The sequence below is a fragment of the Mucilaginibacter yixingensis genome (assembly GCF_041080815.1).
Classification (GTDB): domain Bacteria; phylum Bacteroidota; class Bacteroidia; order Sphingobacteriales; family Sphingobacteriaceae; genus Mucilaginibacter; species Mucilaginibacter yixingensis.
This window is the reverse complement of record NZ_CP160205.1, coordinates 5,249,678-5,275,056: the sequence shown is the minus strand read 5'-3', so window position 1 is coordinate 5,275,056 and position 25,379 is coordinate 5,249,678. Positions and strand designations below refer to the sequence as shown.

At 43.1% G+C, this 25,379-nt stretch carries 26 protein-coding genes, 2 tRNA genes and 1 pseudogene; 21 read left to right on the top strand and 8 right to left on the bottom strand.

The features are described from left to right. Nucleotides 1–75 precede the first annotated feature (75 nt). Nucleotides 76–657, top strand: coding sequence for an RNA polymerase sigma factor (locus tag ABZR88_RS22010; protein WP_107831122.1), 582 nt, complete (start codon nt 76–78; stop codon nt 655–657). Beyond that, nucleotides 654–1,157, top strand: a complete 504-nt coding sequence (locus tag ABZR88_RS22005; protein ID WP_107831123.1) for an anti-sigma factor — start codon at nt 654–656, stop codon at nt 1,155–1,157. The genes ABZR88_RS22010 and ABZR88_RS22005 overlap by 4 nt, the downstream gene beginning before the upstream one ends. A 319-nt stretch (nt 1,158–1,476) precedes the next feature. Here the strand turns inward: ABZR88_RS22005 and ABZR88_RS22000 are convergent, their stop codons facing one another. The 3 genes from ABZR88_RS22000 to ABZR88_RS21990 all read right to left on the bottom strand — a co-directional run bounded on the left by ABZR88_RS22000 (nt 1,477) and on the right by ABZR88_RS21990 (nt 4,565). After that, nucleotides 1,477–2,043: a thiamine pyrophosphokinase gene (locus ABZR88_RS22000; protein WP_107831124.1), complete on the bottom strand. Its 567-nt coding sequence runs from the start codon at nt 2,041–2,043 to the stop codon at nt 1,477–1,479. Between the two features lie 133 nt (nt 2,044–2,176). After that, complete coding sequence (locus tag ABZR88_RS21995; protein ID WP_107831125.1) at nt 2,177–3,139, bottom strand: MoxR family ATPase; 963 nt, start codon at nt 3,137–3,139, stop codon at nt 2,177–2,179. 7 nt (nt 3,140–3,146) lie between these two features. Further along, entirely contained in the window at nt 3,147–4,565 is a 1,419-nt protein-coding gene (locus ABZR88_RS21990) for a peptidylprolyl isomerase (protein WP_369434726.1), read from the bottom strand. A 140-nt stretch (nt 4,566–4,705) separates the two neighbouring features. Here ABZR88_RS21990 and ABZR88_RS21985 point away from each other — a divergent pair, with 140 nt between their 5' ends. The 8 genes from ABZR88_RS21985 (at nt 4,706) to ABZR88_RS21950 (ending at nt 12,182) form a co-directional block, all read left to right on the top strand. Continuing rightward, nucleotides 4,706–5,368 (top strand): hypothetical protein, encoded by a 663-nt coding sequence (locus ABZR88_RS21985; RefSeq protein ID WP_107831127.1) that lies wholly within the window; start codon nt 4,706–4,708, stop codon nt 5,366–5,368. 3 nt (nt 5,369–5,371) lie between these two features. Beyond that, nucleotides 5,372–5,953: a non-canonical purine NTP diphosphatase gene (locus ABZR88_RS21980; protein WP_107831129.1), complete on the top strand. Its 582-nt coding sequence runs from the start codon at nt 5,372–5,374 to the stop codon at nt 5,951–5,953. 130 nt (nt 5,954–6,083) lie between these two features. After that, nucleotides 6,084–6,158: transfer RNA gene (locus ABZR88_RS21975), tRNA-Val, on the top strand. Nucleotides 6,159–6,316: 158 nt separating this feature from the next. After that, nucleotides 6,317–7,522, top strand: coding sequence for a site-specific integrase (locus tag ABZR88_RS21970; RefSeq protein WP_170113682.1), 1,206 nt, complete (start codon nt 6,317–6,319; stop codon nt 7,520–7,522). Nucleotides 7,523–7,758: 236 nt separating this feature from the next. Continuing rightward, on the top strand, nt 7,759–9,288 hold the full coding sequence (istA, locus tag ABZR88_RS21965; RefSeq protein ID WP_369434689.1) for an IS21 family transposase: 1,530 nt from the start codon (nt 7,759–7,761) through the stop codon (nt 9,286–9,288). Nucleotides 9,289–9,308: 20 nt separating this feature from the next. Then, nucleotides 9,309–10,070 (top strand): IS21-like element helper ATPase IstB, encoded by a 762-nt coding sequence (gene istB, locus ABZR88_RS21960; protein WP_107831783.1) that lies wholly within the window; start codon nt 9,309–9,311, stop codon nt 10,068–10,070. 162 nt (nt 10,071–10,232) lie between these two features. After that, entirely contained in the window at nt 10,233–11,000 is a 768-nt protein-coding gene (locus tag ABZR88_RS21955) for a hypothetical protein (RefSeq protein WP_107831791.1), read from the top strand. A 129-nt stretch (nt 11,001–11,129) separates the two neighbouring features. Further along, nucleotides 11,130–12,182, top strand: coding sequence for an AAA family ATPase (locus ABZR88_RS21950; protein WP_107831789.1), 1,053 nt, complete (start codon nt 11,130–11,132; stop codon nt 12,180–12,182). Between the two features lie 194 nt (nt 12,183–12,376). Here the strand turns inward: ABZR88_RS21950 and ABZR88_RS21945 are convergent. Next, nucleotides 12,377–13,506 (bottom strand): annotated as a pseudogene (locus ABZR88_RS21945) (IS3 family transposase). Nucleotides 13,507–13,644: 138 nt separating this feature from the next. Here ABZR88_RS21945 and ABZR88_RS21940 point away from each other — a divergent pair. Beyond that, nucleotides 13,645–13,980, top strand: coding sequence for a hypothetical protein (locus ABZR88_RS21940; RefSeq protein ID WP_107831357.1), 336 nt, complete (start codon nt 13,645–13,647; stop codon nt 13,978–13,980). A gap of 482 nt (nt 13,981–14,462) precedes the next feature. On the opposite strand, the gene ABZR88_RS21935 is transcribed toward ABZR88_RS21940, so the two are convergent. Next, the gene (locus ABZR88_RS21935) at nt 14,463–14,687 is read right to left on the bottom strand and encodes a helix-turn-helix domain-containing protein (RefSeq protein WP_170113688.1); all 225 of its coding nucleotides are present in this window, start codon (nt 14,685–14,687) and stop codon (nt 14,463–14,465) included. Between the two features lie 83 nt (nt 14,688–14,770). Here ABZR88_RS21935 and ABZR88_RS21930 point away from each other — a divergent pair, with 83 nt between their 5' ends. From ABZR88_RS21930 to ABZR88_RS21920, 3 genes are all read left to right on the top strand, one after another. Then, the gene (locus ABZR88_RS21930) at nt 14,771–15,199 is read left to right on the top strand and encodes a hypothetical protein (protein WP_107831363.1); all 429 of its coding nucleotides are present in this window, start codon (nt 14,771–14,773) and stop codon (nt 15,197–15,199) included. 325 nt (nt 15,200–15,524) lie between these two features. Continuing rightward, entirely contained in the window at nt 15,525–15,974 is a 450-nt protein-coding gene (locus tag ABZR88_RS21925) for a hypothetical protein (RefSeq protein WP_107831365.1), read from the top strand. Nucleotides 15,975–16,153: 179 nt separating this feature from the next. Continuing rightward, a tRNA-Val gene (locus ABZR88_RS21920) sits at nt 16,154–16,228 on the top strand. Nucleotides 16,229–16,347: 119 nt separating this feature from the next. Here the strand turns inward: ABZR88_RS21920 and ABZR88_RS21915 are convergent. Then, entirely contained in the window at nt 16,348–16,710 is a 363-nt protein-coding gene (locus tag ABZR88_RS21915) for a helix-turn-helix domain-containing protein (protein WP_107831367.1), read from the bottom strand. A 98-nt stretch (nt 16,711–16,808) separates the two neighbouring features. On the opposite strand from ABZR88_RS21915, the gene ABZR88_RS21910 reads away from it, so the two are divergent. From ABZR88_RS21910 to ABZR88_RS21880, 7 genes are all read left to right on the top strand, one after another. Further along, nucleotides 16,809–17,567 carry an MBL fold metallo-hydrolase gene (locus ABZR88_RS21910; protein WP_107831369.1) on the top strand — a complete coding sequence of 253 codons (759 nt, stop codon included), beginning with the start codon at nt 16,809–16,811 and terminating at the stop codon, nt 17,565–17,567. A gap of 173 nt (nt 17,568–17,740) precedes the next feature. Continuing rightward, nucleotides 17,741–18,430: a cytochrome b/b6 domain-containing protein gene (locus ABZR88_RS21905; protein ID WP_170113689.1), complete on the top strand. Its 690-nt coding sequence runs from the start codon at nt 17,741–17,743 to the stop codon at nt 18,428–18,430. Then, nucleotides 18,411–19,190, top strand: coding sequence for a molybdopterin-dependent oxidoreductase (locus ABZR88_RS21900; RefSeq protein ID WP_107831371.1), 780 nt, complete (start codon nt 18,411–18,413; stop codon nt 19,188–19,190). Before ABZR88_RS21905 ends, ABZR88_RS21900 begins: the two co-directional genes overlap by 20 nt. Nucleotides 19,191–19,558: 368 nt before the next feature. Then, a complete protein-coding gene (locus ABZR88_RS21895; RefSeq protein ID WP_107831373.1) occupies nt 19,559–20,668 on the top strand; it encodes a Gfo/Idh/MocA family protein in 1,110 nt (369 codons plus the stop codon). A 7-nt stretch (nt 20,669–20,675) separates the two neighbouring features. After that, entirely contained in the window at nt 20,676–21,593 is a 918-nt protein-coding gene (locus ABZR88_RS21890) for a sugar phosphate isomerase/epimerase (RefSeq protein ID WP_107831375.1), read from the top strand. A gap of 186 nt (nt 21,594–21,779) precedes the next feature. Further along, complete coding sequence (locus ABZR88_RS21885; protein ID WP_107831377.1) at nt 21,780–22,610, top strand: phytanoyl-CoA dioxygenase family protein; 831 nt, start codon at nt 21,780–21,782, stop codon at nt 22,608–22,610. Nucleotides 22,611–22,791: 181 nt separating this feature from the next. Further along, nucleotides 22,792–23,613: a sugar phosphate isomerase/epimerase gene (locus ABZR88_RS21880; RefSeq protein WP_107831379.1), complete on the top strand. Its 822-nt coding sequence runs from the start codon at nt 22,792–22,794 to the stop codon at nt 23,611–23,613. Between the two features lie 64 nt (nt 23,614–23,677). Here the strand turns inward: ABZR88_RS21880 and ABZR88_RS21875 are convergent, their stop codons facing one another. Both ABZR88_RS21875 and ABZR88_RS21870 read right to left on the bottom strand, forming a co-directional pair. Next, nucleotides 23,678–24,514, bottom strand: a complete 837-nt coding sequence (locus ABZR88_RS21875; RefSeq protein ID WP_107831381.1) for a hypothetical protein — start codon at nt 24,512–24,514, stop codon at nt 23,678–23,680. Nucleotides 24,515–24,588: 74 nt separating this feature from the next. After that, nucleotides 24,589–25,341, bottom strand: a complete 753-nt coding sequence (locus tag ABZR88_RS21870; RefSeq protein ID WP_107831383.1) for a hypothetical protein — start codon at nt 25,339–25,341, stop codon at nt 24,589–24,591. Between the last annotated feature and the right edge of the window lie 38 nt (nt 25,342–25,379).

The following is a 25,379-nucleotide window of genomic DNA, read 5'->3' as shown; positions in this document are numbered from 1 at the left end:
AACTACTCTATGCCGCTAAAAAATCAATAAATTAGTGTAACCCCTTATCCCTTTACTGCGTCAGAGTGGTTAGTAATGCAAAGCAAGCTTTCTGATATAGAATTGATAGCGCACACCCTGGGTGGCAACCAGTCGGCTTATGCCAATCTGGTGAAGCGACACCAGCGCTTTGTATTTACACTGGCTTTGCGTTTTGTAAAAACCCGCGAGGATGCCGAAGAAGTGGCGCAAGATTGCTTTGTGAAGGCCTACCGGTCATTAAGTAGCTTTCAGCAGCAGTCAAAATTCAGTACCTGGTTGTATAGCATTGTATATACATCGGCCATGACGCATCTGCGTAAAAAACGCGTGGCAACGGATTCTATAGATGATGAGGATACATTTATACAGGTGGCAGACCGCTCCGGCAGTTTTGATAATAACCTGGCCGAGCGTAAGTCGCGATCCTACTATCTCAATATGGCCATTGAACAATTGCTGCCTGATGATGCTGCCATTATTACCTTGTTCTATAATGGCGAGCAATCGCTGGAAGAAATAGCCGACACTATGAATATGGAAACCGGCACTGTGAAAGTAAAATTATTCAGAGCGCGCCAGCGTTTGAAAGAAAAACTGGAACGCATGCTTAAAAACGAAGTAAACGAACTGATATGAGCAACATAGAAGAAAAACTGTGGGCCTATATTGATGGCACCTGCACACCGCAGGAGCATGACGAAATTGCACACCAAATAGTACAAGATGAGCAATTGCGACTACAATATGAGGAATTGTTGCGCCTGCACCAGGAGTTTGGCCAACTAGAGTTAGATGAACCGCCAATGGCCTTCACTTATAACGTAATGGAAACCATCCGCGCCGAAGCAGCTTTAAAACCTTTGAAAGCTAGCATCAATGCGCGCGTAATACGCTTTATTTCAGTGTTTTTCATACTCACTATTGTAGCGCTATTGATTATTATAGTAGGCAGTTTGGGAACGAGCCAAAGCGCACCCGGCAATTTACCGACCCTAAATATCAGCTTTCAAAACACTATCAGTCAACACCTTAACGGGGTATTCTTAAAATGCTTTGTGTTATTTGACGTGGTAGTTGCCCTGTTTTTAACTGATACATGGCTGCGCCGGCGGAAGAGGGCAGTGGAAAGTGTGTGATAAAAGTTACGAAAACGTTTAAGTAGAAAATTTCATCCTTTTTTCATGAAATTTTTGGCATAGCCGTTTTTGGTACGTTAATTGTATTATTCTATTCGAACTGGTAAACTTACCAGTTTAATTGTGATAAGGTTTAGGTTGAAAGTCCCGCGGAGCAAGTCTGCGGGGCTTTTTCTTTTTGTGCCTATTTCAACCACATAGTTTCCAGACTGATACCCTTACTTATAGGTTAAATTGCAGGACCGCCAAATTTTGTCTTGTGCGAGAAGTAACCCATGAAATTTTTATAAACAATGGTGAAAAAACCATCGCGTAGCCATTAGAGCTCTTCGGCTATAAACAAGTAATCGCCATCAAAACTGATAGAAAACAGGCCGTCTTGTACTATTTTATAAACATCAGGGGCCACCCCGGCCAAATTAGTGTACACTAAATTAGGCAAGTGTTCCAGAATACGTACAACCCGGCCGGCGGGCAGCCATTTGCTAAATCCAGAACGTATAGCGACAATTTTTTGCTGCTGGTGATAAACAACCACATCCAGCGCCGGCAAAAACGAGCGAATAGCATCAGCATTAAATCTATTGGAAACAATATTAACAGCAGGATAACCCTCTGTTTTAAGCAGCTGCAGGCCGGTAATCAACACGTCTTCAACCGTGGTGGTTACTGGATTGACATGTTCCTGGGCGGGCAACACATCAGCACCTAAAATAATGTCCACCTTAATGTCCTGACATTGGAGACTCTCGGCCACATCGGCGGCAGCCAATACCGTGGGGCTCCATTCCAGCAGTTGGCCCAGCCAGTCATCAGGAAAATCTTCCAGACTGAGTATGAGTAATGCGGGTTCTTGTTTTTCGCGGATGATGTGGTGGGATGACATAATAAGTCAAAATGTAAAAGTTAAAATTAAAAACCAAACACCAGGCAAAAAGATGTTTTAAATCCCTGAAAGCTACCTAACAACAATCATCATAAAAAAAGCGCCTCGGTTAAGGCGCTTCATGTATATCAGCTTAAAACAGCTGCGTAATAATATCATCGGCGGTCAAGCCCTCGGCTTCGGCGTGGTAACTGCGTACAATGCGATGCCTTAGGATAGGTTTGGCTACTGCCTGCACATCTTCAATATCCGGCGAGTATTTACCGTTGATGACAGCATGGCACTTAGCCCCCAGTATCAAAAACTGCGAAGCGCGCGGACCGGCGCCCCAATTTAGCAAACGTTTCACCTGTGCGGGAGCAAACTCACTTTGCGGGCGGGTTTTGCTCACCAGTTTCACGGCATACTCCAACACATGGTCGGTCACCGGGATATTGCGCACCAGTTGCTGAAAGTAGATAATCTGCTCGGCATTCAGCACCTTGCTTACCTCAGCCTTGTTACCGCCGGTGGTGTTTTTTACCACCAGTAGTTCTTCCTGAAAAGTTGGGTAATCCAGCGCTACGTTAAACATAAAACGGTCTAACTGTGCTTCGGGCAGCGGGTAAGTGCCTTCCTGCTCAATAGGGTTCTGGGTGGCCAGTACAAAGAAAGGCTGCGCCAGTTTGTGGGTAACACCAGCGGCGGTCACTGCTTTCTCCTGCATGGCTTCCAGCAGGGCAGCCTGTGTTTTTGGTGGCGTACGGTTTATCTCATCGGCCAGAATGATGTTGGAGAACACCGGGCCTTTAATAAATTTAAAATTGCGATCCTCACCCAGAATTTCTGAACCAATAATGTCAGACGGCATCAGATCGGGTGTAAACTGGATGCGGTTAAACTCCAGATCAAGCACTTGCGCTACGGTTTGCACCAGCAGGGTTTTGGCCAGCCCCGGCACGCCCACCAGCAAACAATGCCCGTTACTAAAAATAGAGATCAGCACAGATTTCACTACGTCATCCTGCCCGATAATTACTTTACCAATTTCTGCTTTTATCTGCCCGTAGGCATGTTTCAAAGCGTCGGCGGCTTCAACATCGGTGCGGTGCTGCATAGTGTTATCAGTTTGTTTTTGCGGTAGATGATGCGGTAGCAGTGGTAGACCAATCTTTCAATTGTTTACACTGCGCGTACTCAGGATCTATGCGAATGAAGGTTTCTTTGCGTTTTTTCTCAAACCACTCGCTAACGGTACGGTTAACCTTATCGTCTTGTGCAATCTCTTTCAAACGAGGGAAATCTTGCGCCAGGTTTGCTTTATGCGCCTCTGTTACCGATTTCAGGTACAGAATGCGGTAGCTTTTTTTACCGGCCTGATCTGCGTAGATAAATGGCTTGGCAATCTCGCCCACCTTCATGGTATCAACCACGGCAGCCACCTGCGGATCTAATCTGTCAGTCGGGATATAAGTAGAGCGGTTTTGTACGTTTTCCAGGTTCAGCATCATACCACCGTTAAACTTGGTGTCTTTATCATCAGAGTAAAAAGATGCTGCGCTTGAGAAATCAATCTTTTTGTTTCGGGTGATCAGGTTATAAACGCTATCAGCCTTTGATTTGCTGCGATCTAAACTTGTTGGGGTGCTCTGCGGAATAATCAGGATATGACGTGCATGCACCTGCTCGCCACGACGCTCAATTACCTGCAAAATGTGGAAACCGTACTCAGTCTCAAACACCGGCGAAACTTCACCAGCTTTAAGCTTGAATGCCATAGCGCTAAACTCTTTTACTAAGCCAGAACGATCCTGGAAACCCAAATCGCCACCATCAGGAGCAGAACCGGTATCCTGCGAGTACAGGGTAGCCATGTTGCCAAAATCGGCACCGGCTTTAATGCGTGCGCGGATATCTTCCAGTTTCTGGCGGTAAATTTCTTTTTCTTCTTTGGTAAGGGAAGGGTTAAAGGCAATCACCCCCACTTCAACTTCTTTGTTGTACAATGGCAAACTATCTTTAGGGATGCCTTCATAAAATTTCTTCACGTCCATTGGCGTAACGCTTACCTTTTCGGTAATTTTTTGCTGCATACGCTGAGCGATCATTTGCTCTTTAATGTCCGGACGGATCTCGTCTTTATACTGGATAACCGAGCGGTTCAGGAATTGCTCCAGGCGCTCCTGGCCACCGGCACGCTGAATCATGCCACGCATACGGCGCTCTACCTCGTTATCTACCTCGTCGTCTTTTACATCAACAGAGTCAATTACGGCTTGTTGGGCCAACAGTTTTTGGGTAACCAGTTGTTGCAACAGCTGACATTTGAAAGCCGGCTGCATTTGCTGCCCCTGCAAAATGTACTGCGCGTATGTAGATTCAATATCAGACTGTAAAATGATGCTGCTGCCCACTACCGCGGCCACTTTATCTAACACACGTTGTGCGTGCGCTACCGATGCAAATAAAACTAAACTTAAAACGGCTATGCCAAACTTTCTCATGTATCCTTCTTTATGCTGATGCAGGCCGTTACCGGCCAACAAAGCCCACGAATTTCGTAAAATTATTTGATTATGAAGTCATAACACACGCCAAAACGCGGCTACGCTAAATATTTGTTGCGAATATGCTGATAAAGCCTCAATTGCTTTAACTATTTTTGGTTAAAATTTGTTAAAAAATGCTAGTCGAAAACCCGCTTGCCCTGCGCTATATTTTGCCCGATGATGTGTACCTGCTGCGCAACGAAAAGCCCGCTTTCGCCATTACTGACTCTACCGCCCCATTGCCAGAACCAATTGCAGAAGCCCCTATACAGGTTACTGCACCGGCAGCGGAGCAAGCCGTAAACATTACTGAAACACCTGCGCCGATTGTTGCAGAGCCTGTGATCAACATCACTCCTCCGCAACCAATAGTGCAAATACCAGTTGTGCCCCAACCTGCCACTCAAACGCCGGCATCAGCATTTAAGTACCTGGGCGGCTTTGGCAAACAATTTTTGGTGCTGGTAAATTACCCTGCGCACGAGTTTATGGATGATGCACACCTAAACGCACTTGAAGCTACCCTTGGCCGCATAGGCTTTATCCGTGCAGACATTGCCATATTTAACCTGCACCAGCATGCGGGTAAAACCTACGCCGAAATACGCGAACATTTTAAACCCGAGCGCACCCTGATTATGGGTGCAGACGCCCTGCCGCAGGGATTAAAACAACCACCAACCAACCAGGTGATTCGCGCTGGCAACCGCTCGCTTTTATACACTTTTAGCTTTACCGATATGCTGGGCAACAAAGAGAACACCCGTGCCTTTTGGGAGCAAGTAAAAACCATTTAATACATGCCGCATCAATTAGTTTTTGCCACCAACAACCGCCACAAAGTGGATGAGGTTGCAGCCAAGGTGGGCGATGATTTTAAACTGCTTACGCTGACCGACATCAACTGTACCGACGATATTGAAGAAACCGGCCTGACCTTTAACGAGAACGCTTCTATTAAAAGCCGCTACATCTTTAACAAATATGGCCTGGACTGTTTTGGCGACGACAGCGGCCTGGAAATTGACGCGCTGAACGGCGAACCGGGCATTTACTCCGCCCGTTACGCAGGTACGCATGGCGATCACACCTCCAACATAACCAAGGTGTTGCAAAACCTGCAGGGACAAGCAAACCGCAAAGCCCGTTTCCGCACTGTCATCTCCTTAATGTGGCAGGGACAGGAACACTTTTTTGAAGGCACGGTAGAAGGCAGCATTCGACACGAATTGAGCGGCAACGGCGGCTTCGGGTACGACCCGATCTTCCAGCCCGACGGCTACAGCGTCACCTTCGCCGAGATGAGCATGGACGAAAAGAATGCCATTAGTCACCGCGCAAGGGCGCTGGAAGGATTAATTTCGTTCCTGAAGGCCCAATAATTAACCTAAATCAGCTTCACAAACAACCGAAATAAAAGCTAATTAACTGACAATCTGCATATAATAAGCTTTTTTAAAATATTTTTTGGTAAAATATTTTAACGCTCTATATTTGCAATCCCAAACGCAAGGGAGCATAGCTCAGCTGGTTCAGAGCATCTGCCTTACAAGCAGAGGGTCACAGGTTCGAATCCTGTTGCTCCCACTCATAAAAGCCCTTCAGAGATCATCTGAGGGGCTTTTGCTTGAATAAGGCTTTTACTATTCCCTCATCTTATTATGGCTTGAATGTGGTGGTTTGCAAATAGTTTGCAAACTGCATGCTGCTCAAAACAATGCAACTATGACCATAACACTCAAATTATGGTACAGTTAAAGATTGTATTAGATACAAGAAGACAAAAATCTGATGGCACTTACCCAATTACATTTAGGGTAACCGATGTAAAAAAAGTTCTTTACATACAATTTGGCACATCCGTATTAGCAGATATGTGGGATATTGAACAGAGAACTATCAGAAAAAATCACCCCAATGCCTTGTTATTAAATACCGCGCTAAGCAAGAAGTTTTATCAAATCCAAAAAGCTATTAAGGATTTAGTAGAAGATGGTAATTTTAGTTTTGATACTTTAAAACAATGTATTAATTCATCGTCTGAGATAAAAAAAGCTAAACCTATTTTACCTTCATTTAAAACCTATGCGGATAAGTTAATAGCTGATCTATACAAATCAAAAAAGATTGGAAATGCAATTGTCTATAAAACGGCAACAAATAGACTAATCAAGTATACTAATCCAAATCTGAAGTTCATTGAAATAAACTATCAGTTATTAGATGAATTTAAAAATCACTTACTATCAAGTGAGGTTAAAATTAATTCGATCAGCAATTACCTTAGGACTATAAGAGCTATTTATAATAAAGCTATAAAAGCTAAAATTATTGATAGATCACACTATCCATTCCATGATACTACCATAAAAACTGAAAAGACGGCAAAAAGAGCCATTACAAAGCAAGACATCCATACTATTGAGAACTTACCATTAAAAGTAGGCTCTAAGGAATGGCATGCCCGTAATTACTTCCTCTTAAGCTTTTACCTAATAGGCATCTCATTTACTGACTTAGCTTATCTAACTAGTAAGAATGTAGTAAATGGCCGAGTAGAATTTAGAAGAAGAAAAACACATAAATTATACAGTATTAAACTCTTCAGCCAAGCCTATACAATCCTAAACGTTTATTCAAAAACCGAGAACAAATATTTACTCCCTGTGCTGCCAAATTCAATTGAAGAAGACACATTAGAAAGTAAGAAGCTAATATATCAGTGGATTAAAACCACAAATAAATTTTTAAAAAGAGTTGGTGGTGATATGGTGACAACTTATGTGGCAAGGCATACATGGGCTACCTCAGCTAAAAGATTAGGATATTCTAATGAATTAATTGCAGAAGCAATGGGGCATGAGTATGGTAACAAGATTACCAATATTTATTTGGATAGCTTTGATAAGGAAGTTATCGATAAAATGCATTTAGAGGTGATAAGAAGGTGATATAGAGGTTTGCTGACGTAAATTACAATAGCTTATCGGCTTGGTACTTTAATTATATTGGAGAATTCGCTGATATTGACCACCTGATTTCGGCGCAAACTGACCACCGATTCCGCGGGAAAGTGACCACCTGATTTCGGAGGAAACTGACCACCCCGAACGAGCCACATATGCTGTAGAAGCAGGCCTATTTTTGAGGTTTAACAACTTCACTAATGGCCAACACTACGATAAGCATGAGTAAGATAAGACAGATCCTCAGGATGTACAGCCAGGGCCGCAGCAAGCTATCGATAGCGGCCCAGACCGGCGTGTCACGCAATACCGCAAAGAAGTACCTTATTGCGTTCGATGCCAGCGGCTTTACGTTCGAGGAAATCAATACCCTTAATGATAAGGAGCTGGAGGACTTCTTTGGCAAAAGCAGTGAACGTCCCCCGGACAAGCGAATGGTGGCCCTGCAACGCTGTTTCCCGCAGATAGATAAAGAGTTAAAGCGTGTCGGTATGAACCGCCGCATCCTGTGGGAAGCTTATATCAAAGAGTTCCCTGACGGGTTCAAGTACACCCAATTCTGCTTTTATTACAACCAGTGGAAAGCCCGCGTGAACCCCACGATGCACCTGGATCATAAAGCCGGTGATAAGCTGTATGTGGACTTTGCCGGTGAAAAGCTAAGCATAGCGGACAAGGATACCGGTGAGGTCATCGAGGCCGAGGTGTTCGTTGCTATCCTTGGCGCCAGCCAACTAACTTACGTAGAAGCTGTGCTGAGCCAGCAGAAAGAAGACTTTATAGCAGCCTGTGAGAATGCCCTGCACTTTTATGGCGGCGTACCTGCCGCCATCGTTCCCGACAACCTGAAGGCTGCCGTTACCAAGAGTAACCGCTATGAGCCAACGCTGAACGAGACCTTTGCTGACTTTGCCGACCATTACGGAACGACCATCTTACCAGCGAGGGCGTACCGCCCTCGTGACAAAGCACTGGTAGAAGGAGCCGTTAAGATCGTTTACAGCCGTATCTACGCACCTGTTCGCAAAGAGGCCTATCATACCCTTGCAGAACTGAATATCGCGATCAAGGTCGCTTTAGAAGCACATAACAGCCAGCCGCTGAAAGGCCGCAATTACAGCAGAAAGCTCCAGTTCGAGGAGATAGAACGCCAGGCACTCTCGCCATTACCGGCATTACGTTATGAGTTCAAACGGCAGCACCAGGCCACTGTAATGAAGAACGGACATGTTTGTCTGGGTATCGACAAACACTACTACAGCGTACCGTACCGCTTTATCGGCAGGAAGGTCAAACTGCTGTATTCCCGCACCAACGTAGAAGTCTACTACCACTATGAACGCATCGCCATGCACAGGCGCATCAAAAGCCCTTACAGCTACACAACGGATAAAGATCACCTGGCTTCGACACACCGCTTTATGACCGAATGGACACCCGATAAGTTCCTGGAATGGGCAGCATCCATTCACGAGGATGTGAGGCTTTACATCCTGAAGATACTGGACCGAAAGCAACATCCGGAACAAGCTTACCGCTCCTGTATCGGTATCCTCAGCCTGGCGCGCAAGGCAGGTAACGAAAGGCTGGCCAGCGCTTGCAGGCGTGCGCTCGGCTATGGCGTGTACAACTACAAGACCATACAGCAGATACTGGAGAACAAGATGGACAGCTACGAGGAAAGCTTATTTGCTGACGAGCTGCCTATGCCCAGCCATGACAATATCCGGGGAGAGAACTACTATAAATAACCATTAATGAACAGATCGATATGAACACGAACACCTTAGACAAACTTCGCAAACTGAAGTTCTATGGCATGTACCATGCCTTTAAAAGCTGCCTGGAAACGGGACAGACCGCAGAATACACCACTGATGAACTGCTGGCCCACCTGGTAGAGGCCGAATGGGACGACCGGCAGAACAGGCGCATAGAGCGTACGATCATGTATGCTAAGTTCCGCTATAAGGCCTCGGTAGAGAACATCCACTACCATGCCGACCGTAGTATCGACCGCAATCAGGTAATGCGCCTGGCAGACTGCCACTTTATTGACCGGAATGAGAACCTGTTGATCACAGGCAGCACCGGTATCGGCAAAAGCTATATCGCTTCTGCTATCGGACACCAAGCCTGCATACTGGGTTACCGCGTGTTCTATGCCAGCACACCCAAACTCTTTGCTAAGCTGAAGATGGCCAAGGCAGATGGTTCCTACATGAAGGATGTAGCCAAACTGGAACGCCAGCAACTACTGATCCTGGATGACTTCGGTATACAACCTTTTGATGCGCAGAGCAGGGCCGCACTGATGGAGATCATTGAGGACAGGCACGGTAAGACATCCCTGATCATCACCTCTCAGCTGCCGGTCAGTAAATGGTATGAGGTCATTGGTGAAAAGACGATCGCTGATGCTATCCTCGACCGCATCGTGCATGATGCGCACCGGATGGAACTAAAGGGAGAGTCGATGAGAAAAAGAAGGCCCGCAGAGCCCGAAAAAAGCTATCTGCAAAACACACTTTAAATAACTACTTTTGACAACGCTTCTACAGCGTTCGCTGCGCTCGTTCGCCAGCACTTTGGGTGGTCAATTTGCCACGGAATCACCTGGTCAACTTCTCCGTATTATACAAATTATATCAAGCTGATAAGTTTTTGCAAGTATAATTTATAATTTGGCTAAACGATGGATAAGCACCCTCTTCATAATTATTTTCGGTTTGTTCAAAATAAAGAGTACCTCGGTCTACACAGAAGATTTAACGCGGTCGACGAATTTATTGCAAATACCCTTTTAGACTACAGTAGCAATGACCTTGATGAGCCAAATATTATTTGGAATGAGAAAGAACAAGTTTATTCTTTCTTATTTAAAGATGGTTCAGAAAGTAAGATTTCCTTTGAAACATATTTAGTTGGCAAGTTAAAATCATGGGATAACTATTTTGAAAATTATTTAAGAGAGAAGCTTTTCCAACTTTATAATGAGGATTTAAAAAAAAGCAAGTTTCTCAAAATAATAAGAATTGAATTAGATAACCTAAGCAGGTCATTTGAATTAGATATACAGAATGCAACTAATAAAGAAGATAATAAAGTATTAGAAACAATTAGACTTCATATAAGTGGCCTAAAAAACCATCTTTTAAAATACATATCCGTTAATGAGGAAACCAAAAGCAATGTTGTTTTAGTTGGAAATAATGAGAAAATTAAATGGCTTGGTAATATTAATGCACTTACAACATTGCTGCTTGACTTAAATGATGGTAAGAATAATCTAAGAAAACAGTTTCTGGATTTGACTAAGCAAGAACTAGAACATTTTATCCTCAATAATTTCGTAGACAAGGATGGCAGGGAGTTTTCTAAAAGCACTATCAGTACATATTTGCAACCGGATAAAAGAATAGAAGATACTTCAAAAAAACAGCCAATAACTTTAAGAGACTAAAGAGTATGTTCCTATATAAATGATGAATTAAATAGTCTAATAGACCATTTTAAGACCTTTAGACTTTTTTCTTATCCTAATATTTGCTTCACGTTCTAATATTGGAGCGCAATATTTTAATTTAAATCTATGATAGAAAAATATCAAGATATAAGTGAGAATGAAAAGAGTCAAAGGGAAAACCTTGATATGAAGAATTTTAAAGAAGAAAGAAATGTTGCAGTGGTTGCAAGTGTTGCAGAAGTTTCGCAACAAAAGCTTTGGACAAGTGAATTCAAGTCCTTTAGCGCATTAGCTAAAGAAGGAAAAAATCTAAAACCGCTTAGGAAGTTATTTGGAAATTTTATTCTTGAAAAAAATACTGTTCTATTTCCTTCTGAACGTGGGGTAGGAAAATCGTTTTTAGCAATGCAGCTAGCCATTAAAGTAGCTGCCGGAGACACTGAATTTCTTGGAGAAGAAATCGAATTAAATGGAAATGTTCTTTATTTAAATTTAGAATTAGGCGATCATTCCATAAAAAAGAGAATGGATACCTTATTGGGAAATAACAATCCTGAAAGTAAATATGAAGCCTACTGTTTTAGTCCTAGATCGGGTTTTTTTGAAAACGTTGAATCGATTAGAAATTTCTGTAAAGAATATAATCCTGTTTTAATAGTGATTGATAATCTTAGAACAGCTTTTTCTAAGGATAATGAGCGTAATCATGAAATGTCTAAAATGATTAAAGAAATCAATCGATTAAAAGATGATTTTAATTGCGCATTCTTAGTCGTTCATCATTCAAAAAAAGGTTCTTATAACCAGCTTACGCATAGTGATATGCAATCGGGGGCGGGTGCTTTAACAGATTTAGTCGATGCTGATTTCTTCTTACGTAAAAGCTATTTAAATATCGATTATCGTATTTTAAAAAGGATGAAATCACGTGAAGCGGAGGAGAGTGATAGCGCAACGTTGTTAAGATTGAATAGAGAAACTTTATGGTTTGAAGTTCAAGAGAAAGACGTTGATGAAAGTCAACATGTATTATTGGAAAAATCAGACGCTGTTAAAGAAAAACAACGGGATAAAGCTAACGCTCTATTTAAACAGGGTATTAGTGACACCAACATCGCAGATGAAATAGGTGTACATAAATCCACCGTTGGTCGATGGAGAAAGGAATTAGAAAACTAAAATCTTTCAAGTGTTGCAGCAACAGTGCAACGAATGCAACATTTGCAACACAAAAATACTGGCGATTAATTTCACCAGTATTTTTTTTGTGTATTATTTCTCCATCCTGCCCATCAACACCTCCCTTCCCTGTGTAACCCTCCCTTAGTTCGGACCGGTATTTTATAGAATTATTTAATTCAAAAATATAATTATCATTGTTGTAACTGTGGAGATGTTGGAAACTCGCCAGAGTTTTCAATATCCCCACAGTTTAGCCGTTTATACAGGTCAGGCGTTATCCCTCCCAATGCTTCATGAGGCCTGCTGTAGTTATAATCATCCATCCATTCATCAGCCAGTACCTGTACCTGTTGGATATCTTCAAATAAGTAAGCGTCCAGAATATTCTCCCGGAAGGTTCTATTGAACCGCTCGATATAGCCGTTCTGCATGGGTTTGCCAGGCTGCGTGAATTGTACTGTAATGCCTTTGCTTTTACACCAATCCTTAAACTCTTTACTGTTAAACTCCGGCCCGTTATCTACCCGGATACAGTTTGGTTTACCTTGTTCATGAATCGTTCGCTCCAATATCTGAGTTACCCGAACGGCTGGCATGGTATAAGCAGCTTCTACGGCAATAGCTTCCCGATTATAGTCATCAATAATGTTCAGCGTTCGGAACCTTCTTCTGTTCATCAGAACATCACACATGAAGTCCATCGACCAGGTATCTCCAGCTTGCTCAGGCACGATCAGTGGGACCTTGACTCTTGCCGGCACACGCCTGCGGACCTTGCGGCGTTTATTCATACCCAGCAGCAGGTAAACACGTCTTACACGCTTGTAGTTCCATAGCAACCCTTGATGCCGAATCCTGCTGTAATATAGATCCTGACCTTCGGTTGGATGACGTTCAGATAACTCAATTAGCTTATCAATAGTCTCTGAATCATCCCGGACATTCTTATAGTAATACATGGATTTGGGCAGCTTTACTACCCGGCAAGCCCTGCTAATGCTTACGCTGTAAACTTCCAGTAAGTAAGCAACCATGTCTTTGCGCTGGCAGGGCTTTAGAACTTTTTTGAAAGAACGTCCTTCAGCATCTTATTGTCCAGAGCCAGTTCTGCATACATATGCTTAAGCTTGCGGTTCTCTTCTTCAAGCTCTTTCAATCGTTTCAGTTCTTGGCTATCCATGCCGGCATACTTCTTTCGCCAATTATAAAAGGTTGATTTGTGGATGCCCAGTTCCCGGCAGATGTCGTTTAGCTCACGGCCTCCTTCATATTCTTTGATGGCTTTGACAATCTGTGCTTCGGTAATAATAGAGTTCTTCATTGTTGACTGTTTAAAGTTAAGACTTTTCGTCCTTTAAGCAGTCCGACTTTTAGGAGGGGTTACACCTGAAATTGATGCTTGGCATACCCCGTCAAGCTTAGGCAATCAAATTTATTTCACATTTAAACTCATTTAAAAATGGTAACGATCTTGAATTACGAAAAATGTCAGGGGACTGATGGTGAATTTTTCTTGTTGCAATTGCAAGGAGAAATCGAAGTTGTATTATCAAAGGCTACGGGTATGCCTTATGTTACAGCAAGAAAATGTAAGATACCTTCAACTTTTGATGAAGCTATCTGCAAAACATTAATTGGTAAAGAAATGCCTGGAGCAATTGTTAAGGCCAAAGTTGAAGAACCTTATGAATACACTATTCCTCAAACCAAAGAGAAAGTAATATTAGATTATCGCTATGTGTACTCACCAAAAGAAGTAAACAACAGTATAGAGGAAACAGTATTTGAAGGATAGATTTTATAAGCCTATTAGTATTTGAAAAGGTAACTGGTTAGACGTCTGTTACCTTTTCTTATTCCTATAATTTAAATCATTATGAAAAACTCAGATTTTTATAAGTACGTCAATAATATAAGCATTTTGGTTATTACTACTTCAGGAACCTTAAAGCGTATTTATTGTCCATTTAATGTATATCAGAAGAATGCAGAAAGCGAAGGATGTATTTTATCAGTAGAAAAGATTGCTATCTTGAATAATCAAATCTGTTATATAATAGATAACCAATGCCAGCTGTACATGAATTACATTATTATAGATGACATTTTATAGCTTCCTACTTACTCATCTCTTTTAGAAGAAAAAGGAGCATGGGTGAATTTAATCGATTGGTATAACTCAGCTAATAACCTTTCACTGCATGCAATCTTACAGAAGCATACATTCAATTAATATAGCCTAAATTATTGCTGATTTTATTTTGACTTATTTGAGGCTTAAAAATCAAATAAATCTTTGGCCGGTATTTCTAATGTAGATGCAATAAGAGCAACCGTTGAAATTGTCGTATTTATTTTTCCATGTTCAATATCAGAAACCTGGGAATACTCAATTCCAGCTCTTTGGGCAAGCTTTTCCATAGAAAGCCCTTTTGCTTTTCTGATACTCCTAAGGTTACTACCAAAAGCAATTAAATACTCTTGATTTCTAATATTATTCACCTCTGCTAAGGTGATGTAACCCCAATTAATCTATTATAGGATATATCCCATATTTTACTAATTTTAAATTAAATCTTATTTCAATGAAACTTAAAACAATAATCACCTTATTAATTACAGGCCTATTAATTGCATTTGGCTATTATTTTTATAAGATTAAAAATCAATATGTCGGAGTTTATATTGGCAAAAACACAACGGACACTCTTTTAATCATTAAGAGCAACGGTACAGGGTATTCATATAAACATGTTAACACTACTGATTTAATTATCCCGAAGGGCAGTTTTAAATGGCATATAAATGATTCATCTAAATACCATGCAATAATGTTCAACTGGGACAATATAGACGAAGGTGCTCAATTTAGGACGGTTAATCTTCTTACATCCGCTATTCTTGGTGTCAATCTACCTGTTAAGGATACGTTTTCCAACACCTTATTTTTTTCATATAAAGATTTAACCAGCGGTCAATTTAAAATGGGAATTTATGGAACAAAGAATGAATAAATACCCCTATAAAAGTATTCTTACATACGTTTCTATAAGAATATGTTTATTTATTCCCTTGGTTTGGATAACATATCTAATTAATTATCATTCAATTTTTGAATTACCCATACGCATTGTATTAGTCTTTCTTAGTCTTAAGATATTCGTCATTATAGGTAAATATCTTATTATAAAGTTTCCCAGCTACTATAATAAGTCTTCCAACGGCAATAAGTATAAAACTTTATTTGAAGAGTATAAGCCACGAAATCTAAAAGAGCGTTTAATAATACCTTTCTCATACTCTTGGTTACTTCTTTGTATCAACTATGAATCCGACCCTTTGGATTATTCATCTTGTTTCTTACTCTTTACATTTGTATTTATTTTAAATGGCAGTCCGTTTATCAATAATTACAAAGGCTTTAATGGTTCTTCAGAGTCAAGCTCTAATGGTGAACCCATTTGGATTGAAAGCTCAAATAAAATTTTGGTAGATAAGGACGAGTTTAAAAACTTATTGAAAGAAGGAAAATTCGATGACTATGAATATTTAACAACGCGATCATTTATTTTCAAAGAAACAGGTATTGTCGCTGGATATTATGATCCAAACTATGATTACAAACCTTTGAGTATAATGACATTTTTTTTATTCCCATTTTTAGAATCAGTCATCAAATCAGCAATATGGATTCCCATTTATTACCTCCTATTAATGCTGTCGCCAAAGGTTAGAAAAACCTATATTGAGAAAATGCCAGATGTGAAAGTAATCACTATAAACGTTTAATGGATAGAAGTACAAAAAGTATAATTCAGCTATTAAATCAACACCAACAAAGTCAATCAATTTATTAACCCGGTCATAGTTTGCAAATAGTTTGCACAGCAGCACCATCTGAAGAGAAAAAAACAAGACAGAGTTTGAAAACCACGATTAAATGCTATATTTGCAATCCCAAACGCGAGGGGAGCATAGCTCAGCTGGTTCAGAGCATCTGCCTTACAAGCAGAGGGTCACAGGTTCGAATCCTGTTGCTCCCACACTTAAAAGCCCTTCAGAGATCATCTGAGGGGCTTTTTTTATGCCATATATTGTCTTGATATCTGTGAAAGTATTCAAATAAGCCACCGGCGTTTGCTCGTTGCACCACCAGAGCTCATTACTTATTGATGGGCTTTGTGGCTTTTCGCATTGCTTCTACCTGCGTGGGTACATATTCGTTAGCCCAGTTTTCCAAAGCGGCCAACGCCGGACCCAATGCCTTGCCTTGCATTGACAATCCATAATAAACTTCTGGCGGGAAAGTATGCCTCTCTTCCCGTATAACCAATTGATTGGCTTCAAGATCTTTCAATTGCTCTAACAATACCTTCTTCGTCACTTTTGGAATTACCCGCCACAGTTCGGTAAAGCGCATCTGATCGTTATGGAACAAGTAAAAAAGGATAATGGGTTTCCATTTTCCAGCCAGCATACCAAGCGTTACATTCAGTCCACAATGTTTAAACTGTTTTAAATCCATGGTTACAAATAGGTGAACAGGTTACTAAAAAGTGCATTTCTTGGCGCCGAGCTTACTAAACACCACTTTTGAGGTGTCAAATTTAGCAAACAAAAAACATGAACCTGCAGCTTTTACGCAATGCCACATTAGTTCTCAGCATCAATGGTAAAACTATATTGATTGACCCCATGCTGGGCAAAAAGGGAAGTTATGATCCTATAATAAACACGGCTAATTCTATCAGAAACCCAACAGTAGATCTGCCGATAAACGACCAGGCGCTTCAACAACTTATTAACAGCACTGACGCCGTTTTATTGACCCATCTGCACCGCGATCACTGGGATGAAACCGCGCAGCAGCTTTTACCTAAACACATCCCCGTATATGCGTCACCGATAGATGTAAACGCCATTCTACAGTCTGGCTTTAATAATGTCATACCTGTTGAAAAGGAAATCCAGGTTGGCAAAGTACAAATTATCCGTACTGACGGACATCACGGAAAGGGCGAAATCGAGACCCTATTGGGCAAAGTCTGCGGGTATGTTATCATTTACGAGCAACAACGCATATATATAGCTGGCGACACCATTTGGTGCGACGAAGTAGCACAAGCTATCGATAAATATAAGCCTAATCATATTATATTAAATGGCGGAGGCGCCCGGTTCAACACCGGAGATCCCATTATTATGGATATTAAAGACATCCTTACCGTTTGCCATTATGCGCCAATAGCCAACATATATGTAGTACATCTTGAAAGCGTTAATCACATAACAGAGTCGCGCGCCGACATCAAGGCGGCATTGCAAGCTAACGGCTTTGAGCATCGGGCCCATGTACCTGATAATGGAGAAGTGTTTTTATAATTAAAAAGACTTGTTGACGAATAATGGCTTCAAAACATCGATAATGAATTCCTGAATTGCATCAAAAGCAAAAAATTTGTCAACACAAAGAAGCACACAACAAATACGCTGACCTAAAAAAACATGCAACACAAAATCTGAGGTAAATAGTAAGTCGTATATTTAATACTCAGATGAAGGCCATTAAAGAAAAGCATTCGCTGGTTATGCGCTGGACCCATTGGGTTAATTTTCCGTTGCTGGGTATCATGATCTGGAGCGGACTGCTAATCTATTGGGCTAATGACGTTTATACCGTCACCATCTTTGGCCATACCTTTGTTCGCTTTTTTCCGGAGTGGTTCTATAATTTATTGCACATTCCGCACCACCTGTCAGAGGGCATGGCTTTCCATTTTCTTTTTATGTGGTTTTTCACGCTCAACGGCATCTTTTACGTGCTTTATACCATTATCTCTGGTGATTGGCGCGAGCTCTGGCCACAGAAAAAGTCATTTAAAGAAGCATGGGCGGTTATGCTGCATGATCTGCATATCCGTAAAACAGCGCCCCCGCAAGGCAAATACAATGCAGCACAGCGCATCGCCTATTCCGCAATTATTATCATGGGGCTGGGTTCTGTGTTAACCGGCCTGGCTATTTATAAGCCAGTTCAAATCAACTGGCTGCTTTGGGTAATGGGCGGCTATCACATGGCCCGCATCTGGCATTTCGTGCTGACACTTGGGTACCTGTTCTTTTTTCTGATCCATATTGTGCAAGTTATCCTTGCCGGCTGGAATAATTTCCGGTCGGTAGTTTCAGGATTTGAGGTTATTGAAGAATCATCACCAATAAAAACCAATGAAGCAGAAAGGAATTAAAAAGCCGCTTACCGTTGAACAGCAGATCAAACGCCGGAATTTCCTGTCGTTTGGCGTGTTTGGATTGCTGGGCGCCACTGCTTATGGGGGATGGAGATGGCTGTACAATGCACCAGCGGAAACACCGGGTGTTACCGCTGGTGCCCGCTTGCCATTACGGCGGGCCCTAAATAAAACAGAGCTCTTTTTCCGTCGCCTGGTTTTTAATGAAACCCACCTCGTTAAGACCTATCCGGTGGAAATGGCCACCAAAAATGTGCGTCATAATGAGGATATCGGCGCAGAAGGAGAAATTGATGCAGGCGCCTGGCGGTTGGAGGTGATAAAAAAAGACGGCAGCCGTTTAAATGTCAGTTTGCCGGAAATACAGGCGCTACCAAAAACTGATCTTGTTTTTGATTTTAAATGTGTAGAAGGCTGGGACCAGATCCAGCACTGGGGAGGCGTTCGCTTTATCGATTTTATCAATCACTTTGGCTTGCAGGAAGAGATCAAGATGGATTATGTGGGCCTGATGACACCCGATAAGGGATATTACGTTGGCCTTGATACATCCAGCGCTATACATCCCCAAACATTACTTGCTTATGAAATGAACGGCAAGCCTCTGCCTACCCAACACGGGAAACCCTTGCGGCTAATTATCCCGGTAAAGTATGGCATCAAGAACCTAAAGCGAATAGGCACCATCACTTTCAGCAATCAGCGACCACCAGACTACTGGGCAGAACACGGTTACGATTATTATTCAGGCCTTTAGCAATATTCAGACTTAAATACAGCAGCTTAAATTCCCCCATGCGATAACCACTCTTCAGGTTATCGCCGCACTCTCCATTTCCTCTTTTTTTCTTTGGATTGATAGAATATCACATCATTATGCAAAAATCCTACACAATTGGTTTGGGGCCTGGCGTTAGCTTTGTTATGCAAACTAACCAACTGCTATAAACGCAGCGCTTTAATACTGGCAAATTCTTAACGATGGCTCAAACAGCCAGCGCTTTGCTATGCCTTGTACAGAAGTGTGAAAAACAAGCACTTAGCGAGATACTCGCACACGTTGCCGGTCGCGCGATGCAGGCAGCCAATTTAACCTGACCATAAAACCATTTCTTGTATATAATTATGAGTGAATTTAATTTAGATCTCAAAATTGCGGCGCAAATGCCCCGGCGTAAAGACTGGCGGATAGGCACCATCGGTTCGGGAGCCATCATCAAAGGCTGCCACCAGGTGGCTTATCGCAATGCCGGCTTTAACTCTTATGGCATTGCATCGCTGCACCGCCCACAGTCTGAAGAAGTTGCCGCCGAGTTCAATATCCCCAACGTGTATGACACCTGGCAGGAACTGATCAAAGACCCCGAGGTTGAGATTCTGGACATAGCCGTTCCACCCGATGTGCAACTGGAAATTGTGCGCGAGGCCGTAAAAGAGAAAAGCCACATCAAAGGCATTCTGTGCCAAAAACCGCTGGCTATGAACCTGGACGAGGCCAACCAGATTGTACTGCTGTGTGAAGAGGCCGGCATCAAGCTATCGGTTAACAGCAACATGCGTTATGATCAATCTATCCGCGCACTGAAAACCTTGCTGGACCATAATTACTTTGGCGAGATCGTGCTGGCTACTATTGATATGCGCGCCATACCGCATTGGCAGGAGTTTTTGAAGAAATATGATCGTCTGGAGATGCTCAACATGGGTATCCACCACATTGATACCTTCCGCTACCTGTTCGGCGATCCGGAGAAAGTTACGGCCATTACCCGCCCTGACCCTCGCACCAAGTTCAACCATATCGACGGCATCACGCAATATACTTTCCAATATGCCAATGGCATTATGGCAAGTAGCCTGGATGATGTATGGGCATGGCAGGGCGAGGGCACCCAAAAGGATATGTACATCCGCTGGCGGGTAGAAGGCCTGGACGGCATGGCTACCGGCGAGATTGGCTGGCCAAAGTTCCCCGAGAAAGGGTTGAGCACGCTAAAATTTACCAGTCGCAAACACCCTGACCAATGGATTGAACCTACGTGGGATACCGTTTGGTTCCCCGATGCATTTGAAGGCACCATGGCCTCACTGCTGTGCGCAGTAGAGGATGACACGCTGCCCGAAATTAACGGCCGCGACAACCTGCACACTATGGCTACTATTGATGCGCTGTACCTCTCCATCAAAGAAGAAAGAACCGTAAAACTATCAGAAACACTGCAAAACCTTAAATAAACCCTTTATGATCTCAGTAGGCATTTTCAATGGATACTATCCATATACTTTAGAAGAAACCATTGCCAAAGTAAAAAAAGATGGCTTTAACTGCATCCAGCTCGACCTGAGCTTTAAAGACTTTGATCTGAATGATCCGCATACGCTGCCACAAACTTTAACGGTAGAAAAAGCACGCACCATCCGCAACGCCTTCCGCGATGCAAATATTGAGATTGTGGCTATCTCAGGCTATACCAACCTGATCTCGCCAGATCCGGAGAAAAAGCGCAAGAATATTGAGTACGTAAAAACCCTGCTGAAGTTTGCGCGCGAGTTTGGTACTCCATACGTCATCAGTGAAACCGGCACCTACGAGCCAAGCAGCGACTGGGTTTTCCACGAAAAAAATGCTACCGAAGAAGCTTTCCAGGAGATTAAAGAGGTAATTCAGGAACTGGCTGATTTTGCCTACGCGCATGATGCCGTTTTTCTGGTAGAAAATTATGTAAACAACGTGGTAGGCAGCGTAGACCAACTGCTGCGCCTGTTCAGAGAGGTGGACCATCCCGGTGTTGGCCTGCTGATGGACCCGACCAACTATTTCAACGGACACAATATTAAAGATGTTGACGGCGAGCTGTACCGCATCTTTAATGCCCTGCAAGACAAAATCAAGATAGCCCACGCCAAAGACATTAAACGGGCCGAAAATGCCCAGGAAAAACACGCTGCTATTGATGCGGTAGAATCGCACACCTTCCGCGGTGCAGGCGATGTAGAGCTGCCAGCTGCTGGTTTAGGCGTACTGAACTACGAGCTGTATCTGAAACTGTTGTCAAAAAAACACCCGAATATCCCGATCATCATTGAGCATTTGGACGAGGAAGACATCCCACGCGCCAAACGTTTTGTTGATGATACGCTGAAAAAGATAGGGGCGTAAGGGCCAAAATGACCTCCCCTCTAGAGAGGGGGCGCGAAGGAAAGAGCGAAAGCGGGGGTGTGTCATTCACCATGCGACGAGTAAAGGACACACCCCTCCCCCCTCTCAAGAGGGGAATCGCACAATCCCAGTACTTTTTGATCTCCCAAGCGTTATAATTAAACATCCATTTGAAATTTTAATACCATGAAAGATTTAAAATTAAGTACCGAACAAAAAGCCGCTTATGACCGCGACGGCTACCTGGTGGTTAAAAGCTTTTTAAGCGCCGAAGAAGTAGGTATGCTCTATAATATTGCTACCGACGATGATGTGCTGAAGGATAAAGCCTTTGATTTTAACGATCAAACCGGCAAACGCACCAAACTGACGCTGTGGTTCACCCCCGGCGATGATGCCTACGGCCTGCTTACCCGTAGCGAAGCCATGGTTAACGCAGTACAAGACCTGCTGGGCGAAGGCCAGGTGTGTCACTTTCACTCTAAACTGATGCAGAAAGAGCCGAAGGTTGGCGGCGCATGGGAATGGCATCAGGATTATGGCTACTGGTATAAAAACGGCTTCCTGTTTCCTGATGCACTGATTAGTGTGATGCTGGCGCTGACCGAAGCTACCAAACAAAACGGCTGTCTGCAGGTGTTGAAAGGATCGCATAAGATCGGTCGCCTGGAGCACAGTTTTGCGGGCGAGCAACAAGGTGCCGATATGGACTTTGTAAACGTAGCCCTTGAGCGTTTTGAACTGGTACACTGCGAGCTGGAACCCGGCGACCTGCTGTTCTTCCACCCCAACACGCTGCACATGTCTGAGGCAAACCTGTCTGACAAACCGCGTTGGTCAATGATCTCGGCTTACAACCTGGCTTACAATGTGCCGTTCCGCGAGAAGAATACTTCTTGTATCACGCCGGTGCAAACTGTGACTAATGATGCGGTGGCAAAATCAGGTGCGAAGGGCTTATCGGCAGATAGGGATTTCCTATCGAAAGAGAACGAGATTACATTGAACGTAAAGTAGAAAACAAAACAAGTCATTGCGGCACCCAGAGATGCTCAACCACAATGTCATGCTGAGGAACGAAGCATCTCTGAGGACAAGCAAACAGGACTACCCTTAGAGATGCTTCGTTCCTCAGCATGACATATTGTAGATTGCCTGGTGCATCGCAATAAACTAACGCATATACCCATATAAACACATGGAAATAAAATTCTTTTGCCCGCGCTGGGGCTGCGAGAACGTAAGCTGGGATGAATTTTGCCGCAACGTAAAAGAGGCCGGTTATGACGGCGTTGAATACGGCATCCCTGCCGAGTCAACCAAAGAGGAGCTGGACGAGGCCTGGAGCAATTTTGAAAAATATGGCCTGCTGGCCATCCCGCAGCACTATAGCACCTACGATGCTGATTTTGACCTGCATTTAAAAAACTATGGTGCATGGCTGGACATGATTGCGCCTTACAAAGCGCTCAAGATAGATGCCCAAACCGGTAAAGACTACTTCAGCTTTGAGCAAAACAAAAAGCTGGTAGAACGCGCAGCCGAGCATACCCGTGCCACCGGGGTTGAGGTGTATCATGAAACGCATCGCAATAAATTCACTTTCGCAGCGCATATCACCGCTGATTATCTGAGACGCATCCCAGAACTACGCATCACGCTGGATGCCTCGCATTGGGTAAACGTGGCAGAGTCTTTCCTGCAAGATCAGCAAGAAGCCATGGCAATAGCCATTGAGCGTGCGGAACATATTCATGCCCGCGTAGGCTACCAGGAGGGCCCACAAGTGCCAGATCCGGCTGCACCGGAGTGGGATGAAGCCCTGCAACACCACATAGCCTGGTGGGACAAGATAATTGCCCGCAAACGTGCAGCAGGAGATACACTGGCTACCATTACGCCAGAGTTTGGCCCGTATCCATACATGGTGCATTTGCCATACTCACAAAAACCCATTTCAGACCAATGGGCCAACAATGTTTATATGATGAATCTGCTTAGGAAAAGATATAACGGCTAAGCCTCCATTAATAATCAGTTATAGTTAAATGCTCTTCGGCGCAATGTCGGAGGGCATTTTTTAATTACGTGGTTTTATACAAGTACCACCCGTTGCCCAATTTTCTGATCATAATGTATTCGCCGGGTGACATTTCTGGCACATCTTTCTCATTCTTAAAATATAGATAGCCTACTGAATTATCTGTAATTCCGCCTATTAAGAAATCAAGGCCGGTGCAACGTGTATCTCCCTTTGCCGTTACATTACTTATCAGCAATGCATTAATCCGCGGCTTCATACCGTCAGCTTTCGTTTTTACATCTTTCTCAAAAGCTGACGCATTATTATTTGCTAACAATTCATCCTTCAACTGTTCAAATAACTGGCGATGATGATTAAAATGTGCCACCAATTTATCGTCTGATGCAAGGGTCAAACTGCTATTGTCTAACACGAACTGATACTCCTCTTTAGACTTAAATATTCGTTGATCTACTCCATCCACTGGCTTTGACGCAATAATGCTATCAATTTGTGCCGGTTTCATGGCTTTTAACTCTGCATTAACCTGCTGTATAATTCCTGTCATAGCGAGAGCTCGAAAGGCGGCCAGTTTCCAAACCGTTTCATGTTTAAAATGCAGATAAGCATTCAAAACATTGCCAGTGGTGTCGGTTATCGCCATACAAACAACTGCGGTGTTGGCTGTCTGACCCAATAATTCAAAAGACGGTGTAAAATAAGACGGCAAATCCGTACCGTTTGGGTGTCCCTGATATTCGTCAGTACTGTACTTAGACAAATCAGGCATTGTATCCCTTGAGAATATGCGCTTGCTTAAACTAAGCGGATCATAAGTCTGGGCAAATCCCCAAATGCTGAATAATAGCAGGAGTAAGAGCAGTGATATAGGTTTCATTTAAAATGAAAATAGGCTTTAATTCTAATAAAAACAATATCCGTCCGGCAAATCCCCCGATCCTTTTCGTTCTACTAGCGTTGTTTCCAAAACGCTGTCAGCTCATCAATATGGTCCGTACCAATCATATCCACACCCAGCTGCAATAACTTCGTCCAACCGGCGGGGCTATCGGGTGCATCCCAAAAACGGATGGGTTTGTGCATGGCGTGTACGGCCTTTATCACGGCTTTTACGCGTTGTTCGTCTTCGGCAGGCATCGGCCCAACACCTTTCCAGCTGGCATAATCAGAGAACCGGAGACTAATTTGCCCTATCTTGCTCTGCGCCACGGCATCATAGGGGTGTTTCAAATCTTCATCAAACCAGAGATAATCCGGGTAATTTACAAACAGTGCCGGCAATGGCCTGTTGCCGCTGATGAGGATTTGCAGTCGGCCATTCAGGTTATAGCCTTTACAAAACTTACGTAACGGTTTCAGCTCACGGATCAACTCAGGGAGGATGCTGCTATAACTCTCCTTCAAGTCTACCAACAAGGTTATACGGCGCGAGGTATCTTTCTTCAAGGCCTTACGCAACGGTTTCAGATACATCCTGGTCAGCGAACGACTGGTTGAAAGGCTTGCCGTATCATGCGATACCAACAACCGCCCCTTCCGCAGAAAAACATCGGCCTCTATTGATCCAAAACCATTGCGATAAGCATGATCAAAAGGCTCTGCCTTGTTATAATCATTATGCGAGTGGGCGTTGGGCAACTGCTGCGCGTTGGCCAACCGACCAATTAACAACAGCAGCAATAAACTTAAATACTTTAGGGGCATGGGGTAATGGTTTTATGTTGATGGTAGTGGCAAAGCTA

Coding starts and splice junctions, on each gene's coding strand:
- ABZR88_RS21970 (WP_170113682.1), top strand. CDS start 6,317: ATGGTACAGTTAAAGATTGTATTAGATACAAGAAGACAAAAATCTGAT.
- ABZR88_RS21885 (WP_107831377.1), top strand. CDS start 21,780: ATGAAAGATTTAAAATTAAGTACCGAACAAAAAGCCGCTTATGACCGC.
- ABZR88_RS22000 (WP_107831124.1), bottom strand. CDS start 2,043: ATGTCATCCCACCACATCATCCGCGAAAAACAAGAACCCGCATTACTC.
- ABZR88_RS21985 (WP_107831127.1), top strand. CDS start 4,706: ATGCTAGTCGAAAACCCGCTTGCCCTGCGCTATATTTTGCCCGATGAT.
- istB (WP_107831783.1), top strand. CDS start 9,309: ATGAACACGAACACCTTAGACAAACTTCGCAAACTGAAGTTCTATGGC.
- ABZR88_RS21895 (WP_107831373.1), top strand. CDS start 19,559: ATGAGTGAATTTAATTTAGATCTCAAAATTGCGGCGCAAATGCCCCGG.
- ABZR88_RS21875 (WP_107831381.1), bottom strand. CDS start 24,514: ATGAAACCTATATCACTGCTCTTACTCCTGCTATTATTCAGCATTTGG.
- ABZR88_RS21940 (WP_107831357.1), top strand. CDS start 13,645: ATGGTAACGATCTTGAATTACGAAAAATGTCAGGGGACTGATGGTGAA.
- ABZR88_RS21915 (WP_107831367.1), bottom strand. CDS start 16,710: ATGGATTTAAAACAGTTTAAACATTGTGGACTGAATGTAACGCTTGGT.
- istA (WP_369434689.1), top strand. CDS start 7,759: ATGAGTAAGATAAGACAGATCCTCAGGATGTACAGCCAGGGCCGCAGC.
- ABZR88_RS22010 (WP_107831122.1), top strand. CDS start 76: ATGCAAAGCAAGCTTTCTGATATAGAATTGATAGCGCACACCCTGGGT.
- ABZR88_RS21930 (WP_107831363.1), top strand. CDS start 14,771: ATGAAACTTAAAACAATAATCACCTTATTAATTACAGGCCTATTAATT.
- ABZR88_RS21950 (WP_107831789.1), top strand. CDS start 11,130: ATGATAGAAAAATATCAAGATATAAGTGAGAATGAAAAGAGTCAAAGG.
- ABZR88_RS21890 (WP_107831375.1), top strand. CDS start 20,676: ATGATCTCAGTAGGCATTTTCAATGGATACTATCCATATACTTTAGAA.
- ABZR88_RS21995 (WP_107831125.1), bottom strand. CDS start 3,139: ATGCAGCACCGCACCGATGTTGAAGCCGCCGACGCTTTGAAACATGCC.
- ABZR88_RS21900 (WP_107831371.1), top strand. CDS start 18,411: ATGAAGCAGAAAGGAATTAAAAAGCCGCTTACCGTTGAACAGCAGATC.
- ABZR88_RS21955 (WP_107831791.1), top strand. CDS start 10,233: ATGGATAAGCACCCTCTTCATAATTATTTTCGGTTTGTTCAAAATAAA.
- ABZR88_RS21880 (WP_107831379.1), top strand. CDS start 22,792: ATGGAAATAAAATTCTTTTGCCCGCGCTGGGGCTGCGAGAACGTAAGC.
- ABZR88_RS22005 (WP_107831123.1), top strand. CDS start 654: ATGAGCAACATAGAAGAAAAACTGTGGGCCTATATTGATGGCACCTGC.
- ABZR88_RS21910 (WP_107831369.1), top strand. CDS start 16,809: ATGAACCTGCAGCTTTTACGCAATGCCACATTAGTTCTCAGCATCAAT.
- ABZR88_RS21905 (WP_170113689.1), top strand. CDS start 17,741: ATGAAGGCCATTAAAGAAAAGCATTCGCTGGTTATGCGCTGGACCCAT.
- ABZR88_RS21870 (WP_107831383.1), bottom strand. CDS start 25,341: ATGCCCCTAAAGTATTTAAGTTTATTGCTGCTGTTGTTAATTGGTCGG.
- ABZR88_RS21980 (WP_107831129.1), top strand. CDS start 5,372: ATGCCGCATCAATTAGTTTTTGCCACCAACAACCGCCACAAAGTGGAT.